A 16,665-nucleotide genomic window follows, 5' to 3' on the forward strand; every position below is an offset into this window, starting at 1 on the left:
ATGTTCGGGAAGGCTGACGAGAGACGTGATCACAGACGAGCAACATCGGCTTCTGCAAGACGAGAGCGACAGCATCGCTCCCGCCTCGGAGCGTCGCTGTGCCGTCAGCCGCGAAAGTCTCGATAAGTCTCTTCTCATCCGGTTCGTGTTGTCGCCCGAAGGCGTCGTGGTGCCGGATATTGACCGGCGTTTGCCAGGACGCGGCGTGTGGGTCAGCGGCATTAAGACCGTCGTCGAGACGGCTGTGCGCACAAATGCTTTTGCGCGCAGCTTAAAGACGAAAGCGGACGTGCCTGCGGATCTCGCTCAGACGGTCGAAAGTCTGCTGGTTAAGCGGGTCGCGAATATATTTGCTCTTGCCAATAAGGCGGGGCTTGCGATTGCGGGCTTCGAGAAAGTTTTCGCAGCTCTCGACAAGGGGTCTGTTGCGGTGGTGCTTCACGGCACCGATGCCGCGGCCGATGGATGTTCCAAGATCGACCGGAAATTTAAGGCAATTCAAGGCTCTCGCGGCGTTTTGGCACCTATCGTCCAGGTGCTGACCATAGAGCAAATGAGTTTGGCCATAGGGCGGGGAAGTGTGGTACATGCTGCACTTACACCCGGAGGCCTGTCGAAACGGTTTCTCGAGGAAGCGGAGCGTTTGTCGCGCTACCAGTCCTCCGTGACAGATGCCGCTAAGGATTTTTCTGAAGCTAAGAGCGAAGGCTGAACGGATAACGCATGACGGATTCGAACGACCAGACCGATAAAACCCTTCGCGTGGGCGCGCGCAAGCCGCTGTCGCTACAGCGAACGGTTGAGTCTGGACATGTGCGGCAGAACTTCAGCCACGGCCGATCGAAGTCGGTTGTCGTCGAGAAGAAGAAGACGCGCCGCCTAGGCTCCGAGGGTGAGGCTCCTGTCGCCGCGCCGACGATCGAGAAGGTTCAGCCGGTTGCCAAGGCGCCGCCGGTTGCGCCGCCGCGTCCGTCTTCAGGCGCTGGGTCATCTCAGGGACGCACGCTCTCGTCGGAAGAACGCGCCGCGCGTGAACGCGCGCTGGCAGCTGCCCGTGCGGAAGAGCCAGTAAGAGCAGATGTCGAGCCCGTTCGCTTTGAGCCGGTTCGTCCGCCTGAGCCGCCTGCGGCTCGCGAAGAAACACCGGCCGCTCCGGCTGAACCTGTCGTAGCGAAGCCCGCAGCACCGGCTGCGCCCGCTCCAGCTCCTGCTCCGGCAGTTGAAGCGCGTCCTGCACCGTCGCGTGAATCGGCGCCGCGCGAGCGCACCGAATCAGCTCCGGCCGCACGTGACGGCGGACGTCCGCCATTCCAACGCAATCAGAGCCGCCCGACAGGGAATCCGGCTTATATGCCGCGCGCCGCGGGACGGCCGCGCGAAATTGAATTGCCGACTCCGCCTCGCCGCGGTGGTGCGCCTGCGTCTCCGGAAGCACCGGCTGTCGAAAAGCCAATGCGTCCCGTCCGCCCCACCGTTGTGCGTGAGCAGGTGGAAGAGGATGACAGCCGCAAGCGCGGTCCGGGCGGCGTGAAGGTTCCGCGCCCGGCCGTTAAGACCAACGACGACGGACGTCAGCGCCAGAAGCTCACGATCACGAACTTCGACCGTGAAGCTCAGGTGCGCTCGCTCGCTTCGCTCAAGCGCAAGCGCGAGAAGGAAAAGCTGAAAGCGATGGGCATTCAGCAGCCTCGCGAGAAGATCTCGCGCGAGGTGACCGTTCCTGAAGCCATCACGATTCAAGAGCTGTCTAATCGTATGGCGGAACGCGCCGTCGATCTCATCCGCTACCTGATGCAGCAAGGCGCAATGCATAAGATCACCGACGTGGTCGATGCAGATACGGCGGAACTCATCGTTCAGGAGTTCGGCCATACGCCGAAGCGTGTTTCGGAAGCGGACGTCGAAATTGGCTTCGTTGGCGATAAGGATGCTGACGACGTTAAGCTCGAAGCGCGTGCGCCTGTCGTTACGATCATGGGTCACGTCGACCACGGCAAGACCTCGCTGCTTGATGCGATCCGTTCGGCAAACGTCGTTTCGGGCGAAGCGGGTGGCATTACGCAGCACATCGGCGCCTATCAGGTGCAGACCTCGAATGGCGACAAGATCACGTTCATCGATACGCCAGGCCACGAAGCCTTTACGGCTATGCGTGCGCGCGGCGCGAAGGTGACGGACATCGTCGTGCTCGTGGTTGCGGCGGATGACGGCGTCATGCCGCAGACGATCGAGGCCATCAATCACGCCAAGGCGGGCAACGTTCCGATGATCGTGGCGATCAACAAGATCGACAAGCCACAGTCTGATCCGAACCGCGTTCGCACCGATCTTCTCTCGCAGGAGATCGTTGTCGAAAGCATGGGCGGTGAAACGCTCGAAGTGCCGGTTTCTGCTTTGAAGCGGACCAACCTCGACAAGCTTCTGGAGGCTATTCACCTCCAGGCAGAAATTCTCGATCTCAAGGCGAATGCAGACCGCAGCGCCGAGGGTATCGTGATTGAAGCGAAGCTTGAGCGCGGCCGCGGTCCTGTCGGCACGGTGCTCGTTCAGCGCGGTACTCTGAAGGTCGGTGATATCATCGTTGCGGGTACGGCGTGGGGACGCGTTCGTGCGCTGCTCAACGATCTCGGTTCGAACATCGCCTTGGCGGGGCCGTCGGTTCCGGCAGAGGTGCTGGGCTTCGACTCGGCACCGGAAGCAGGCGATCAGTTTGCCGTCGTCGAGAACGAGGCTCGCGCACGCGAACTCACGGATTACCGTATGCGCAAGCGTCGGGAGACGCTTGGATCGGCCGGCATCAAGAGCTCGCTCGAGCAGATGATGCAGCAGCTCAAGGATGCGGGTCGCAAGGAATTTGTGCTTGTGGTCAAGGGCGACGTGCAGGGGTCCGTCGAAGCGATTGCCGGTTCGCTCAAGAAGATCGGCAACGATGAAGTGGAAGCGCGGATCGTGCACTCTGGCGTCGGCGGTATCACGGAATCGGATATTGCGCTCGCCGCTGCTGCGAAGGCCATCGTCGTTGGCTTTAACGTGCGTGCCAATGTGCAGGCGAAGCAGGCGGCCGAAACTCAGGGCGTCGAAATTCGCTATTACAACATCATCTACGATCTCGTCGATGAAGTGAAAGCGGCGATGTCCGGATTGCTTGCGCCGACGAAGCGCGAAGTTTTCCTTGGTTACGCGACGATCAAGCAGGTCTTCACCATGTCCAAGGCGGGCAAGGTTGCGGGCTGCATCGTGACCGAAGGCAAGGTCGAGCGCGGCGCGAAGGTGCGCTTGCTGCGAGACAACGTCGTCATTCACGAAGGTACGCTTGCTGTCCTGAAACGCTTCAAGGACGACGTGAAGGAAGTTGTCTCCGGTCAGGAATGCGGTATGTCGTTCGCGAACTACCAGGACATCCGCGAAGGCGACCAGATCGAGTGCTTCCAGGTCGAGACGATCGCGAGAAGTCTCTAGTCGTCCTCGCGATCTATTCCGCGCGGATTCATTCGCGCGGAAACGCTAGGACAGGGCTCGCCGCGGTGGCCGCGTAATGGCCGCCCGGCTTTGAGCCGAAGGTTCAATGATTGAATTAAGAGGCCGAGCGCGGTCCGAATCCGCGGCGGGTGCGAAATGACTAGAAAATCATCACGCTCAAGCGCGAAAGCGCCGTCGCAGCGCATGTTGCGTATCGGCGAACTGATCCGACACAAAATGGCGGAGATGCTTTCGCGGGGCGAAATTCACGACGACGTTCTGGCCGGGCATGTCATCACCATTTCGGAGGTGCGCGTTTCGCCTGATCTGAAACTCGCGACCGCGTATGTGATGCCCCTTGGCGGCACCGATATCGGTCCGGTCGTTGAAGCCTTGACGCGGAACCGCAAATACATTCGGGCCGAAGTCGCGCACACGCTCAATCTGCGTTACGCGCCCGATATCAGATTCCGCGAGGACGAAACGTTCGAGGAAGCGACGCGCATCGATCGCCTGCTCGACAGTCCCAAAGTGCGGCAAGACACAGGAAGATAAAAGAATGGCACGCCGCAAGAAGGGAGCGCCAGTCCATGGTTGGCTGGTGCTCGATAAGCCTATCAACATGACGTCGACGCAGGCTGTTGGTGCGGTGCGCCGTCTGCTCAATGCGCAGAAGGCTGGACACTCGGGCACGCTCGATCCGCTGGCGACGGGCATTTTGCCGATCGCGCTTGGTGAGGCGACGAAGACTGTATCCTTCGCGGTCGATGGCGAAAAAGCTTACCGCTTTACGGTGCGCTGGGGAGCCGAGACCGAAACGGACGACACGGAAGGCGCGGTTACGCAGACGAGCGACAAGGCCCCGCTGGTTTCCGAAATCGAAGCGCTGCTGCCGCAGTTCCGCGGTGAGATCATGCAGGTGCCTCCGTGCTATTCGGCCATCAAGGTCGATGGTGCTCGGGCATACGATCTGGCGCGGGACGGCGAGACCGTGGTTCTCGATGCGCGACCGGTTTTCATCGATAGTCTCGATCTCGTCGATATGCCGGATGCTTTGACGAGCGTCTTCGAAGCGCGCTGCGGCAAGGGAACGTATGTGCGTGCGCTTGCGCGTGATCTCGGCCGGCTGCTTGGTTGCTTCGGGCACGTGATCTCTTTGCGCCGGACGCGGGTTGGTCCATTCCACGAAGCTGCGGCGGTGTCGCTGGAAACGCTGCAAGCGGCCGCGAACAGCGAAGACGGCGCTGATCCTTTGAGTTTGTTGCAGCCGGTAGAAGCTGCATTGTCGGCGTTGCCGGAACTGCTGGTCTCGCAGAGTGATGCCGCCAGCTTGACGCGCGGGCAGACGGTTTTGATCCGCGGTCGAGATGCGCCCGTTCTTTCCGGCCCTGCTTATGCAACATCGAAGGGTCGTCTGATCGCGCTCGGCGAGTTGGCTCAGGGTGCGCTGCATCCGACGCGCGTCTTCAACCTGGGTTGACGTGGATTGTCTGCGCCGCGATCAGCAACGTCTCTGCCGATCTTGAATGAAGAGTTCGAACGCTACGTCCGGGAATGGAACCTTGTTCCGGATGGCGAGGCGATCGTAACGCGCACGGCGAAACTTCTTCCGGTTTTGCAATCTCAACAGCCAGCAATGCTGCGCGTTGCGATGACGGAAGAAGCAGCCGAAGGCGCGTCGATGATGCTCTGGTGGAATGGCCAGGGCGCGGCGCGCGTTTTTGCCTTCGATCATAAAGCTCTGCTTCTCGAGCGGGCGACCGGATCGCGTTCTCTTTTGGCGATGTCTCAGGGCGGCCAGGATCTTGAGGCGACGCGCATTATCTGCGGAGTGCTGGAAGCTCTTCATGCGCCGCGCCAGGATGCATTGCCGGAATTGACATCGCTGGACGCGTGGTTCGAGCCACTCCGTGCCGCAGCCGCGTTGAATGATACCCTCGCTCGTTCAGCCGCTACGGCAACTAGGCTTCTGAATGAGCCGCGCGACGTCGTGGCGTTGCACGGCGATGTCCATCACGGAAACATTCTCGACTTCGGCACGCGAGGCTGGCTCGCGATCGATCCCAAAGGCCTCATCGGCGAACGTGGGTTCGACTATGCAAACATTTTCTGCAATCCGGACATCGAGTGGCCTACGCCGCCTGTTGCCGTGCGGAAGGAGATATTTGCCGAGCGTATTGAGACCGTCGCCGAACTCGCGGGCATCGAGCCGTTCCGCTTGATCGATTGGATCGTGGCCTGGACCGGCCTGTCGGCCAGTTGGTTGATCGCGGACGGCGACGACGCGAAAGTCGACCTTGAGGTTCTTTCCCTCGCGCTGGCGTACTAGCCATAGATCTAAGTATTTGATGTTTCTATATAAATAAAAAGTCCGCGAAGCCTCGCAACCTAAGGGTTTTCATGTATAAGTAGCGCACTTCGCGCGGGCCAGTTCCCGCGCGGATTTCGTTTGCGACCCTGCTGGACGACATCCCGGCCGTGGCCGCTTTTCTCAACTCCAATTCCGAAAGGAGAACCGATGTCGCAGATTGCACCGCACAGACGTGTGGCGAAGACGGCCGTCATCAAGGACAACGCGACGAAGGCCAACGATACGGGTTCGCCCGAGGTTCAAATTGCGGTTCTTACGCACCGCATCAACGAACTCACAGATCACTTCAAGCAGCACAAGAAAGACAACCACTCGCGTCGTGGTCTGTTGAAGCTTGTCAGCCAGCGCCGTCAGCTCCTCGACTACGTCAAGGCGCGCGATAACGCACGGTATCAGAAGATCATCGAGAAGAACGGCATCCGGCGCTAATCCGCCTCGCCGCCACTGCTCGAAGCACGGGCGGAAGTTATGGCCAAGGCCCAGACCTTTCAGACCTGCAGAACCGTCGGCGCTCTCAGTGCCGGCGGCCGTCGCGCATTCGGCACGAGGTCGATGCGCATGTCCGACCGAACAGAAATAGCGAAAACGAAAGAATGAACATGTTTGATATTCATCGTGTCGAAGTTGATTGGGGTGGCCGCAAGCTGAAGCTGGAGACGGGCCGTTATGCCCGGCAGGCCGATGCAGCCGTCATGGCCCAGTACGGTGACACGACGGTACTTGCCACCGTCGTCGGCGCACGCTCCGCAAAACCCGGCATCGATTTTTTCCCGCTGACCGTAAACTATCAGGAACGCACCTACGCCGCGGGTAAGATTCCGGGCGGATATTTCAAGCGCGAGGGACGCCCGACCGAGAAGGAGACGCTGACGTCGCGCCTCATCGATCGCCCCATTCGTCCGCTCTTCGTCCAGGGTTTCAAGAACGAAACTCAGGTCGTCGTCACGGTCATGTCGCATGACCTCGAAAACGATCCCGATATTCTCGGCATGGTTGCCGCTTCTGCTGCGCTCACGCTTTCCGGTCTGCCGTTCCTCGGCCCGATCGCGGCGGCACGCGTTGGTGTCATTAACGGCGAATTCGTGCTGAACCCGATGATCGACGAGATGAAGGACAGCGTGCTGGATCTCGTCGTCGCCGGTACGACGGACGCAGTGATGATGGTTGAATCGGAAGCGAAAGAGCTTCCGGAATCGCAGATGCTCGAAGCCGTGATGTTCGGCCACAAGCACATGCAGCCGGTCATTCAGGCGATTATCGGCCTTGCCGAAAAAGCCGCGAAAGAGCCGTGGGACATCAAGATTCCCGACAAGACGAAGTATGAAGCTGACGTCAAGAAGCTGGGCGAGAAAACGCTCAGAGAAGCTTTCTCCACTAAGGAGAAGGGCAAGCGTCAGGATCTCATCGGCACCGCGAAAAAGGCGATCACCGAAGGTCTCGCTGCAACCGTTGGCGACAGCCCGGATGAGAAGGTTCTTCTTTCGGACGCCTTCAAGGCACTCGAAATGGACATCATGCGTGGCGACGTCTTGAAGACGAAGCAGCGTATCGATGGACGCGATCTGAAGACGGTTCGTCCGATCCTTTCGGAAGTTCGCGTTCTGCCGCGCACGCATGGTTCGGCGCTCTTCACGCGCGGTGAAACGCAGGCGCTCGTCGTTGCAACACTCGGCACCGGCGAAGACGAGCAGTACATCGATAGCCTGGAAGGCACGAAGAAAGAGCGCTTCCTGCTGCACTACAACTTCCCGCCTTACTCGGTTGGCGAAGTGGGCCGCATGGGTTCGCCCGGTCGTCGCGAAATCGGTCACGGCAAGCTCGCTTGGCGCGCGATCCATCCGATGCTGCCGAGCCAGGAAGAGTTTCCGTACACGCTGCGCGTCGTTTCGGAGATCACCGAGTCGAACGGTTCCTCATCGATGGCGACGGTTTGCGGATCGTCTCTCGCGCTGATGGATGCGGGCGTTCCTCTGAAGGCGCCGGTCGCAGGTATCGCGATGGGTCTCATCAAGGAAGGCGACGACTACGTCGTGCTGTCGGATATTCTCGGCGACGAGGATCATCTCGGCGACATGGACTTCAAGGTGGCCGGCACCGCAAACGGTGTCACGTCGCTGCAGATGGACATCAAGATCACGGGCATCACCGAAGAGATCATGCGCATCGCGCTCGATCAGGCGCATGACGGACGTATTCACATCCTCAACGAGATGTCGAAGGCGCTGACGGGTGCTCGCGAAGAACTCGGCGAATACGCACCGCGCATCGAAACGATCAAAATTCCGGTCGACAAGATCCGCGAAGTGATCGGTTCGGGCGGTTCGGTCATCCGCGAAATCGTTGCGGAATCGGGCGCTAAGATCGATATCGAAGACGACGGCACGGTGAAGATCGCGTCGGCCAATCGCGAGTCGATCGACAAGGCGCTGGCTCGTATTCGCGGCATTACGTCGGAACCGGAAGTCGGCCAGATCTACAAGGGTAAGGTCGTCAAGGTGATGGAGTTCGGCGCGTTCGTGAACTTCTTCGGCGCGAAGGACGGTCTGGTTCATATCTCGCAGCTTTCGCAGGGCCGTCCCGAGACGGTGGGCGAAGTGGTGCAGGAAGGCCAGGAAGTCTACGTGAAGCTGCTCGGCTTTGATGATCGCGGCAAGACGCGTTTGTCGATGAAGATCGTCGATCAGGCTACTGGACAGGAAATTCCGCGCGCCGAGGGCGAGCCGGAAGAAGTGTTCGAGAGCCGTCCGCCGCGCCGTGACGGTGGTGGTCGTGGCCGCGGTGGTCCTCGTCGCGATCGCAACTAACGCGCGCTGCATTCACGTCAGAAATAAAAAAGGCCACCGGATCTCGGTGGCCTTTTCATTTGTGCTGGCTGACGATGTCAGTACCAGTAGCATTTGCCGTGTCTGCATTTTTGGTTCGTGCACTGAACGCGCCCGACGCCTTTCACGTGCTTATGCCAACCGTTGAGACCGCGGCGGCATGTGCGGTGCCAGAAGTGCGCCTGATCGACCATCGACTGGCTTTCGAGATTGATCGTCTTCAACGGTGCGAGGCTGGCTGCGGCAGCGGCCGGGCCGGTCATCGCTGCCATCATAAGACCGGCGGCGACGCCCGCCGCCGCAAACGAGAACACGTGTTTCATGACTTTCTCCCATGGGAAAACACTGCATGGGCAACCTAGTCAGCTCTCATCGGGCAGCCAATCGAGGATTGGCTCCGGTTCGCAGATGGGAGGATGAGCGTTGAAAGCGCGTCACGCTTTGGCGAAGGGTGGCACGTCCGGCCAGAAGACGCGGGCCAGTTCGCTGACTTCGGCGGGGTCACCTGTGGTGAGAAGCGTCAGGGTTCCCCGTTCCTTGCCGTTGCCGAGATAGCTTGGATGGCGCGCGAGATAATCTTCGAAGCTGTCGGCCACGACCTCCGGCTGCGAGAGAATGCGGGTGAACGGCGGCAGGTATTTCCGGAACATATGCTCGACGAGCGGGAAATGCGTGCAGCCGAGTATGGCGCGATGCGGCGGCACCTGCCTCGTCTGGCCGAGGAGGGCATCCACGCCAGCGCGCACGAGGGCGTCCAGCTCCTGCTCCGGCCGCTTTAGCTCGATGGCGCCTGCCAGTTCCGAGCAGATTTGCTGGACGACCGTGACCTTCGGGCAGCGCTTGCCGATTTCATCCGGATAGACGCCTGCCGTGACGGTGCGCGTCGTTCCGAAGACGGCGATCGTGTCGGTGTTGTACTTCTGCGGGTATTGGGGCGCGGTGACCGCCCAGGGCGTCTGCGTGGCCGCTTCGACCGTCGGGGCGACGATACCCAGGATGTTGTGCGAGCCGGCCCACGGGCTTGTTGGAAGCCATTCCTGCTGCAGCCGCCGGAGGGCGACGGCCGTGGCCGTATTGCAGCCTAGCAGGACGAGCTTTGCGCCCCGCTCGAACAGGTCTTCGGAGCAGGCGCGGGTATATTCGACTATGTCTTCAGACGGCCGGTCGCCGTACGGCACATGCGCGTGGTCAGCGAGATAAACGAAGTCAGCGGCTTTGAACCGCTCAACGAGTGCGCGCAGGACCGTCAGTCCGCCGAGGCCAGAATCAAAAACGCCGATCATGGCCCGAGTGTTTGCGACGCCCGAGGACGGACGTCAACGGCACCGCTCGGGCCTTGCCAGTTACTCGGCAGCGGCTGACGGCGAGCGGCTTGCGGGCGTTTCGGCGTCGAGCTCTTTCAGGCTCTCCAGCGACGGCATCGATACGGTATTGTAACCGCAGTCGACGAAGTGCACTTCGCCCGTAACCGCACCCGACATCGGTGAGAGTAGGTAGAGGGCGGAGCCGCCGACGTCATCGAGTGTCGGCGTGCGCTGAAGCGGCGAGTTGTTGCGCTGGAAATTAAAGATGGCGCGCGCATCGGAAACACCGGCTCCGGAGAGCGTGCGCATCGGTCCGGCAGACAGCGCGTTGACGCGGATGCCCTGCGGGCCGAGATCCGCCGCGAGATACCGCACGGATGCTTCGAGGGCTGCCTTGGCGACGCCCATGACGTTGTAAGACGGCACCCAACGGGTTGCGCCGCCGTAAGACAACGTGATCAACGAACCGCCGTTCGGCATCAACGCAGCAGCGCGTTTCGCGATCTCGGTGAACGAGAAGCACGAAATCACCATCGAGTTGATGAAGTTCTCGCGCGTGGTGTCGGCGTAGCGGCCAGCCAATTCTTTTGGATCGGAATAGGCGAGCGCGTGAACGACGAAATCAATGCCGCCCCATTCTTCCTGGATGCGCTTGAAGACGTTATCGACACTCGCGAGATCGAGGACGTTGCATTCCTCGATAATTTTCGAACCGAGCGATTGGGCGAGCGGCGCAGCGCGTCGGCCGAATGCACCGCCTTGATATGTGAATGCCAATTCGGCGCCTTGTCCCGCGAGTACGCGAGCAATACCCCAAGCGATCGATCGATCGTTGGCGACGCCCATTACGAGACCGCGTTTCCCCGCCATTAGAGGACCGGGTTTAGCGATATCGAAATCGGTCATAGGAAGCCTCGCTTTGTCACCGAATGTGCGGCCGCGCACGTCATACCAGCCGCTGCCGCGCTTATAAACTCTCATACTCATTAAACGCCTGCCGCTCCGCAATGTCCGGCCAGGGCCAGACGATGCGATGTGTCTTCAGACGTCGTACCGGCCAAATATTAGCGTGGCATTAGTTCCGCCAAATCCGAAACTATTCGACATGACACAGTTAAGCTGGGCGTTGTCGATACGACTACGCACAATTGGCATATTTGCAAAGGCTGGATCGATTTCTTCGATATTCGCGCTTTCGCAAATAAACCCGCTATTCATCATAAGCATTGAAAAAATTGCTTCCTGCACGCCAATTGCGCCGAGCGAATGCCCAGTCAGCGACTTGGTGGCGGAAATCGGCGGGCCGTCAATTCCGAATACGGCGCGGATTGCATCGATCTCGCGGGCGTCGCCAACCGGCGTGCCGGTTCCGTGTGGGTTAATATAATCGATCTTCGGAAGCGGCTTGTCGTTGAAGCCCTTCATGGCGAGGCGCATGCAGCGCTCCGCACCTTCGCCGGAGGGCGCGACCATATCGAAGCCGTCAGACGTTGCGCCGTAGCCGGTGACTTCAGCGTAGATTTTTGCGCCGCGTGCTTTCGCATGCTCAAGCTCTTCGAGCACGAGAACGCCAGCTCCGCCCGCGATGACGAAGCCGTCGCGATCCTTATCGTAGGGGCGGCTTGCTTTTTCCGGAGCCTCATTGAAGCCGGTCGACATTGCGCCCATGGCGTCAAACAGATCGGACAGCGTCCAGTCGAGTTCCTCACAGCCGCCAGCAAGCATGATGTCCTGCTTGCCCCACTGAATGAGTTCGGTGGCGTTCCCGATGCAGTGCGCGCTCGTCGCGCATGCAGACGAGATCGAATAATTGACGCCCTTGATTTGGAAGGCGGTCGCCAACGCCGCGGAAGGTCCGGAGGACATGCCCTTTGGAACTTCGAACGGTCCGATCTTTTTCGGGCTCGTGTTCTTGAGCGTTGTTTCGGCGGCTTCGACGATGGCGCGCGTGGACGGGCCACCGGAGCCGACAATGACGCCGGTGCGTTCGTTGACGACGTCCGTCTGTTCGAGACCGGCATCGCGGATCGCTTGATCCATCGCGATCCAATTCCAGCCCACGCCCGGATTCATGAAGCGGCGCGGTTTCCGCGGCACCATGCTTTCCCACTCAATGTGGGGAGCACCGTGGACCTGGCATTTGAAGCCGAGTTCAGCGTACTTCTCGGCACGCGAAATTCCTGATTTCGCTTCCCTCAGCGAAGCCAGAACTTCTTGGGTGTTGTTTCCAATCGAGGAAACGATGCCCATTCCCGTAACAACAACGCGCCGCATGCGCTCCTAATCTCCTGCGGTTTGTGCATAGCCCGCGAGGCAATCGGGGCAACGCGCAACGCTTAAGTGCCTTCACTCGACTTGAGTAGGACCCTCAGATCTTTGGCTGTGTATATAATCTCGCCGTCAGCTTTCAGGACGCCATCTGCTTCCGCGAGTTTCAGCTTCCGGGCAATGACTCGCTTCACATCTATGACATATTCGAGACGCTGCACGTCGGGCGTGACTTCGCGCATGAATTTGACCTCGCCGACGCCGGACGCACGGCCCTGGCCCGTCAAACCCGTCCAGCCCAAAAAGAAGCCCGTGAGCTGCCACAGCGCATCCAGACCGAGGCATCCCGGCATGACGGGATCGCCCTGAAAGTGGCAGGCGAAAAGCCAATCGAGCCGTTCATTGCCTGCGACCTTTAGCTCAGCAACAATCTGGCCTTTGCCATGAGCTCCGCCGGTGTCCGAAATCGCGGAAATGCGGTCGAACATCAGCATCGGCGGAAGAGGCAACTGCGCGTTTCCGGGGCCGAATAGCTCGCCGCGGCCGCAGGCCAAAAGGTCTTCGAATTCGTAGCTTGAGCGGCGTTCCGCCATGTAATCCCTCGTCTTGCGCTCGGCGGCGCGACGGCGTTTCGATTGATTTTTGACGCTGCCCGCGCGTCAGCAAGGGCTCCTAACACACACCATGGCTGACGCCTAGCATCGGCAGATTCCCCTTTGTAGGTAGCGCGCCCGCTGAAAGATCTGGGATTTTTGTCGCAAGTTGCGGGTTTTGCCGCATCACAGTATACTTTCTTGAGACCGGTACAGTTCTTACATACGATTGACCGGAGTGAACGTGGGACTTTCAACGCGGTAGTTCAAACGGAAATGCACGATAACCCATCGACAGAGCCTGATGTGACAATGAACGCGGTCGTTCCCGATTTGCTGCGCCAGTCCGGTTTGCGCCCGACACGGCAGCGCCTTGCTTTAGGGCGGCTCCTGTTCGGCAATGGTGATCGTCACGTGACCGCAGAGCAGCTGCATGCCGAAGTTGCGGCGCTGGGAGAGCATGTCTCTCTGGCCACCGTCTACAATACGCTGCACCAGTTCAAGCGGGCGGGTCTCGTGCGTGAGTTGGCGATCGAGGGCTCGAAAGCTTATTTCGATACCAACACGTCGAACCACAACCACTTCCTGATCGAAAACAACGGCGAGCTTATGGATATTCCCGGCGATGCGATCCGCGTCGAGGGCCTGCCGCAGCCGCCCGCGGGCATGCGCATCACGCATGTCGACGTTGTTGTGCGGCTCACGAAAGACGCGTCGAAGGAATAACGATCGCACGTTACGTTCAGCGCAGCCGGTTTTGCTGGCTGCGGTTCTATTTGATCGTCTCGCCTTCGTAGACGCCCCATAACTTCTTTTGAAGAATATAGCCGACGTATTTCCCCACTGTGACACGGCACCAGCGGCCGTCGCACGAATGGATGTCGGCGATCACACCTGCTTCAACATTTGCAACGACGCCAGCGCGGTCGCTATCGGTTGCCATGATCGGCACGATTGCGGGCGGCGCGCCTGCTTTGCGGTCCCACGGCACGACGAGGCCCGTTCGGCGGCCTGATAGGAACGACTGAAGCACCCAGCCCGTCGCGCCTTCTGCATCGCGGACTTTGCGCCAGCCTTCGAATTCCTTGACGATTTCAAGCGGCAGACCTGCCCTGCGAAAGACCCAGCCGGTTGGATAATCCGTGCCGGGACCATTTCGCAGGTTCACGCGATCGGATTTGAGGCTCACGAAGCGGGGCAGTGGCAGGCCGCTTCCCACGGGAGCGGCGCTGTCCGTATTTTGCGCGCGCACTTGAGAGGGCGTAAGCAGAGCTGTGCTCGTCGCTATTAAAGCGAAAAGTGTTAGAACCCGAGCCCAGCGAAATGCCCATGGCACAATTTTCAGGCACGGAAGAGGAGAAGTGGTCATTGGCGACGATTCGGAGGCCTCTTGGTTCGCCAAGGCATGACGAACGGTCTCATTGGCAATGCTGATTGAAACAGGACTTTGTCTTCGCAAAGGCCATCTGATAGACACGGGGCCGCACAATCTCAAGCGGAGACGCCCTGTGGCGGCCCTGCAATGCCCTCCCCCGATGGAAAGCGAATGCCAGCAGCACAGAAGAAACCGGTCGTCATCGTCACGCGCAAGCTTCCCGACGTCGTGGAAACGCGCATGTGTGAGCTGTTCGATACCCGGCTGAACGCCGACGACAAGCCGTTTACACAAGCCCAGCTGATCGAAGCGGCGGGCGTTGCCGACGTTCTGGTGCCGACTGTCACGGACCGCGTGGATCGCTCGGTGCTGACGCAGGCTGGACCGAAGCTGCGCTTGATCGCGAACTTTGGAACGGGCGTCGACAACGTCGATCTCGATACCGCTCGCAACCGCGGTATTCTCGTCACCAATACGCCGGGTGTTCTTACGGAAGACACGGCCGATATGACGATGGCGCTTATCCTGGCCGTGCCGCGTCGTCTCGCAGAGGGCGCCGCCTATATGCGCGACCCGGCTACGAAGTGGCAGGGATGGTCGCCCACCTGGATGCTTGGGCGTCGGATTTATAACAAGCGGCTTGGGATCGTCGGCATGGGCCGCATCGGTCAGGCCGTTGCGCGGCGCGCGAAAGCTTTCGGGCTGCAGATCCACTATCACAACCGCCGCCGGCTCGGTGAAGAGATCGAGGAGGAACTCGAGGCAACCTTCTGGGAGAGCCTCGATCAGATGTTGACGCGTGTCGACATTGTTTCGATCAACTGCCCGCACACACCGGGGACGTATCATCTCCTATCGGCGCGGCGTTTGAAGCTGCTGAAGCCGACGGCGTATCTCGTCAACACCGCGCGCGGTGAGGTCGTCGATGAGAACGCGCTGGCGCGTCTGCTGGAAACGGGCGCGATCGCAGGCGCCGGACTCGACGTGTTCGAGCACGAGCCGGCGGTCAATCCGCGCTTGCTGGCTTCCAATCGGGTGGTAGCTCTTCCGCACATGAGTTCGGCGACGATTGAAGGCCGGATCGACATGGGCGAGAAGGTGATCATCAACATCAAGGCATTTGCCGACGGTCATGCTCCGCCTGACCGCGTTCATCCGGCGATGTTCTAAAACAATGTCTGGCCCGCCGATCAGTCGGCGGGCAGCGGTGTTCCCGCCCAGATCTGCATCGTCACTGCGATGTAGAATACGAATACTGCGATGTAGGCTATCGTGAGCCACGCCAACTCGGAGCGGTTGAGCGGCGCGCAGTCCGTGTCCGAGTTTCCCGGCGTTCTGAGGATTGAGGGCGCGATGATGAGAAGCAGCCCCACCAGCAGATAATCCCCAAAGACTGCAGCGAGCCCGATGCCTGCCGACATCGTTATGGCGTGGACGGCTCGCGCTGCTGCATTGCCGATCCGCGACATCAGAGCTTCGAGCACGCGGCCGCCGTCTAACGGCATGATCGGCAGAAGGTTGAAGCCGTTCAGAAGCGCGCTGATCAACGCAAGGTTTGTGAGCGTCGGGTCGCCATTTTGCAGGCTGAGCAGCAGGAAAACACTGGTCGGTAGCATGCTGAAGCCCGGCCCCATCAGGGCGACGAGGCCGCGCGTCAGCTGGTTTGAGCCAGCACTTTCGCCAACGGCGACGCCACCGAAGAAGGGCAAGAAATAGATTCCGCGAACGGTGATGCCCGCCCATCGCATGGCGATCACGTGGCCGATCTCGTGGAGCAGAATGACGATTAGAAGACTGATTGCGATGGAACCGCCGAACAAAGCGAAAAAGCTCGCGAAGGTGAGTGCTCCGGTGATCAATGCGTTCTTGATCTGCTTACCGCCTATGGCCTCGCTTGTGCCCGCCCGGGCTTCGGCTGTGCGCTTGAGAGCGCTGATGTTGCGGAGCACGGTGAGCGGCATGATGAGCCGCGTGAAGAAGCGCGTGTGCGTCAGCTCGCAGGTGTTCGTAATCATCGCGTTCCGCTCATCGCCCACGAGCGCGACGGCGGCGAGGTAATCTTCGCCGAGGTGATAGATCGGGTCGGATTCGTCCGTCAGTAGCCGCACCGTCAGGGCTTCGCCATCGCGCTCGTCTACAATCTGGTAGGCGAATGGAATGGACCGGCCGTCGAATTTGCAGACGCCGACGTACACGCCTGGGCGGGATGCATCGGGCTCGGTATCGAGTTCTACGGACGGCGAGCCCTCAAGGCGGATCTTGTGGGCGGAGATGACGTCCCAACAAATGTCTTTTGGCGCGGCGACGTATGCGGAGACAACGTAGCTGCGCCTCGCCGTGCCCAGGAGGATGTCGACTGGCACGCGCAGCAATTCCTTCAGCAGGAACCAGATATTCGCGAACAGCGGCGGCACAGACGCTCCTGCGGTATTTCAGGCGTAGAGGCGAAAGATATGCACTGAACGTCGCACGA

The 16,665-nt window shown here is 60.1% G+C and carries 16 protein-coding genes; 9 read left to right on the forward strand and 7 right to left on the reverse strand.

Going from position 1 to position 16,665, the window contains the following annotated elements:
- Positions 1 to 25 precede the first annotated feature (25 nt).
- The 7 genes from DLM45_RS09035 to pnp all read left to right on the forward strand — a co-directional run bounded on the left by DLM45_RS09035 (position 26) and on the right by pnp (position 8,634).
- The gene (locus tag DLM45_RS09035; RefSeq protein WP_343062273.1) at positions 26 to 712 is read left to right on the forward strand and encodes an RNA-binding protein; all 687 of its coding nucleotides are present in this window, start codon (positions 26 to 28) and stop codon (positions 710 to 712) included.
- Positions 713 to 723: 11 nt separating this feature from the next.
- Entirely contained in the window at positions 724 to 3,459 is a 2,736-nt protein-coding gene (gene infB / locus DLM45_RS09040; RefSeq protein WP_181336810.1) for a translation initiation factor IF-2, read from the forward strand.
- Between the two features lie 156 nt (positions 3,460 to 3,615).
- Positions 3,616 to 4,014, forward strand: a complete 399-nt coding sequence (rbfA, locus tag DLM45_RS09045; protein ID WP_181336811.1) for a 30S ribosome-binding factor RbfA — start codon at positions 3,616 to 3,618, stop codon at positions 4,012 to 4,014.
- Between the two features lie 4 nt (positions 4,015 to 4,018).
- On the forward strand, positions 4,019 to 4,939 hold the full coding sequence (gene truB / locus DLM45_RS09050) for a tRNA pseudouridine(55) synthase TruB (RefSeq protein WP_181336812.1): 921 nt from the start codon (positions 4,019 to 4,021) through the stop codon (positions 4,937 to 4,939).
- 6 nt (positions 4,940 to 4,945) lie between these two features.
- Entirely contained in the window at positions 4,946 to 5,788 is an 843-nt protein-coding gene (locus DLM45_RS09055) for an aminoglycoside phosphotransferase family protein (protein ID WP_246317255.1), read from the forward strand.
- Between the two features lie 120 nt (positions 5,789 to 5,908).
- A complete protein-coding gene (gene rpsO / locus DLM45_RS09060; protein ID WP_281365426.1) occupies positions 5,909 to 6,259 on the forward strand; it encodes a 30S ribosomal protein S15 in 351 nt (116 codons plus the stop codon).
- Between the two features lie 170 nt (positions 6,260 to 6,429).
- Complete coding sequence (gene pnp / locus DLM45_RS09065) at positions 6,430 to 8,634, forward strand: polyribonucleotide nucleotidyltransferase (protein ID WP_181336813.1); 2,205 nt, start codon at positions 6,430 to 6,432, stop codon at positions 8,632 to 8,634.
- A 77-nt stretch (positions 8,635 to 8,711) separates the two neighbouring features.
- Here the strand turns inward: pnp and DLM45_RS09070 are convergent, their stop codons facing one another.
- The 5 genes from DLM45_RS09070 to fabA all read right to left on the reverse strand — a co-directional run bounded on the left by DLM45_RS09070 (position 8,712) and on the right by fabA (position 12,817).
- Positions 8,712 to 8,975 (reverse strand): hypothetical protein, encoded by a 264-nt coding sequence (locus DLM45_RS09070; protein ID WP_181336814.1) that lies wholly within the window; start codon positions 8,973 to 8,975, stop codon positions 8,712 to 8,714.
- 111 nt (positions 8,976 to 9,086) lie between these two features.
- A complete protein-coding gene (locus DLM45_RS09075; protein WP_181336815.1) occupies positions 9,087 to 9,935 on the reverse strand; it encodes a glutamate racemase in 849 nt (282 codons plus the stop codon).
- Between the two features lie 60 nt (positions 9,936 to 9,995).
- Entirely contained in the window at positions 9,996 to 10,862 is an 867-nt protein-coding gene (gene fabI / locus DLM45_RS09080; protein WP_181336816.1) for an enoyl-ACP reductase FabI, read from the reverse strand.
- 135 nt (positions 10,863 to 10,997) lie between these two features.
- A complete protein-coding gene (gene fabB / locus DLM45_RS09085) occupies positions 10,998 to 12,230 on the reverse strand; it encodes a beta-ketoacyl-ACP synthase I (protein ID WP_181336817.1) in 1,233 nt (410 codons plus the stop codon).
- A gap of 62 nt (positions 12,231 to 12,292) precedes the next feature.
- On the reverse strand, positions 12,293 to 12,817 hold the full coding sequence (fabA, locus tag DLM45_RS09090; protein ID WP_181336818.1) for a 3-hydroxyacyl-[acyl-carrier-protein] dehydratase FabA: 525 nt from the start codon (positions 12,815 to 12,817) through the stop codon (positions 12,293 to 12,295).
- Positions 12,818 to 13,129: 312 nt separating this feature from the next.
- On the opposite strand from fabA, the gene irrA reads away from it, so the two are divergent.
- Positions 13,130 to 13,543, forward strand: coding sequence for an iron response transcriptional regulator IrrA (gene irrA / locus DLM45_RS09095; RefSeq protein WP_210269820.1), 414 nt, complete (start codon positions 13,130 to 13,132; stop codon positions 13,541 to 13,543).
- A 46-nt stretch (positions 13,544 to 13,589) separates the two neighbouring features.
- On the opposite strand, the gene DLM45_RS09100 is transcribed toward irrA, so the two are convergent.
- Entirely contained in the window at positions 13,590 to 14,006 is a 417-nt protein-coding gene (locus tag DLM45_RS09100) for an SH3 domain-containing protein (protein WP_343062274.1), read from the reverse strand.
- A gap of 357 nt (positions 14,007 to 14,363) precedes the next feature.
- On the opposite strand from DLM45_RS09100, the gene DLM45_RS09105 reads away from it, so the two are divergent.
- The gene (locus tag DLM45_RS09105; RefSeq protein ID WP_181336821.1) at positions 14,364 to 15,362 is read left to right on the forward strand and encodes a 2-hydroxyacid dehydrogenase; all 999 of its coding nucleotides are present in this window, start codon (positions 14,364 to 14,366) and stop codon (positions 15,360 to 15,362) included.
- Positions 15,363 to 15,382: 20 nt separating this feature from the next.
- Here DLM45_RS09105 and DLM45_RS09110 read toward each other — a convergent pair whose 3' ends face one another.
- Positions 15,383 to 16,606 carry a site-2 protease family protein gene (locus DLM45_RS09110; protein WP_181336822.1) on the reverse strand — a complete coding sequence of 408 codons (1,224 nt, stop codon included), beginning with the start codon at positions 16,604 to 16,606 and terminating at the stop codon, positions 15,383 to 15,385.
- Positions 16,607 to 16,665: the final 59 nt, after the last annotated feature.

It is taken from the genome of Hyphomicrobium methylovorum, from assembly GCF_013626205.1.
GTDB classification, from domain to species: Bacteria; Pseudomonadota; Alphaproteobacteria; order Rhizobiales; family Hyphomicrobiaceae; genus Hyphomicrobium_B; species Hyphomicrobium_B methylovorum.

Coding starts and splice junctions, on each gene's coding strand:
- infB (WP_181336810.1), top strand. CDS start 724: ATGACGGATTCGAACGACCAGACCGATAAAACCCTTCGCGTGGGCGCG.
- rbfA (WP_181336811.1), top strand. CDS start 3,616: ATGACTAGAAAATCATCACGCTCAAGCGCGAAAGCGCCGTCGCAGCGC.
- truB (WP_181336812.1), top strand. CDS start 4,019: ATGGCACGCCGCAAGAAGGGAGCGCCAGTCCATGGTTGGCTGGTGCTC.
- pnp (WP_181336813.1), top strand. CDS start 6,430: ATGTTTGATATTCATCGTGTCGAAGTTGATTGGGGTGGCCGCAAGCTG.
- DLM45_RS09070 (WP_181336814.1), bottom strand. CDS start 8,975: ATGAAACACGTGTTCTCGTTTGCGGCGGCGGGCGTCGCCGCCGGTCTT.
- DLM45_RS09075 (WP_181336815.1), bottom strand. CDS start 9,935: ATGATCGGCGTTTTTGATTCTGGCCTCGGCGGACTGACGGTCCTGCGC.
- fabI (WP_181336816.1), bottom strand. CDS start 10,862: ATGACCGATTTCGATATCGCTAAACCCGGTCCTCTAATGGCGGGGAAA.
- fabB (WP_181336817.1), bottom strand. CDS start 12,230: ATGCGGCGCGTTGTTGTTACGGGAATGGGCATCGTTTCCTCGATTGGA.
- fabA (WP_181336818.1), bottom strand. CDS start 12,817: ATGGCGGAACGCCGCTCAAGCTACGAATTCGAAGACCTTTTGGCCTGC.
- irrA (WP_210269820.1), top strand. CDS start 13,130: ATGAACGCGGTCGTTCCCGATTTGCTGCGCCAGTCCGGTTTGCGCCCG.
- DLM45_RS09105 (WP_181336821.1), top strand. CDS start 14,364: ATGCCAGCAGCACAGAAGAAACCGGTCGTCATCGTCACGCGCAAGCTT.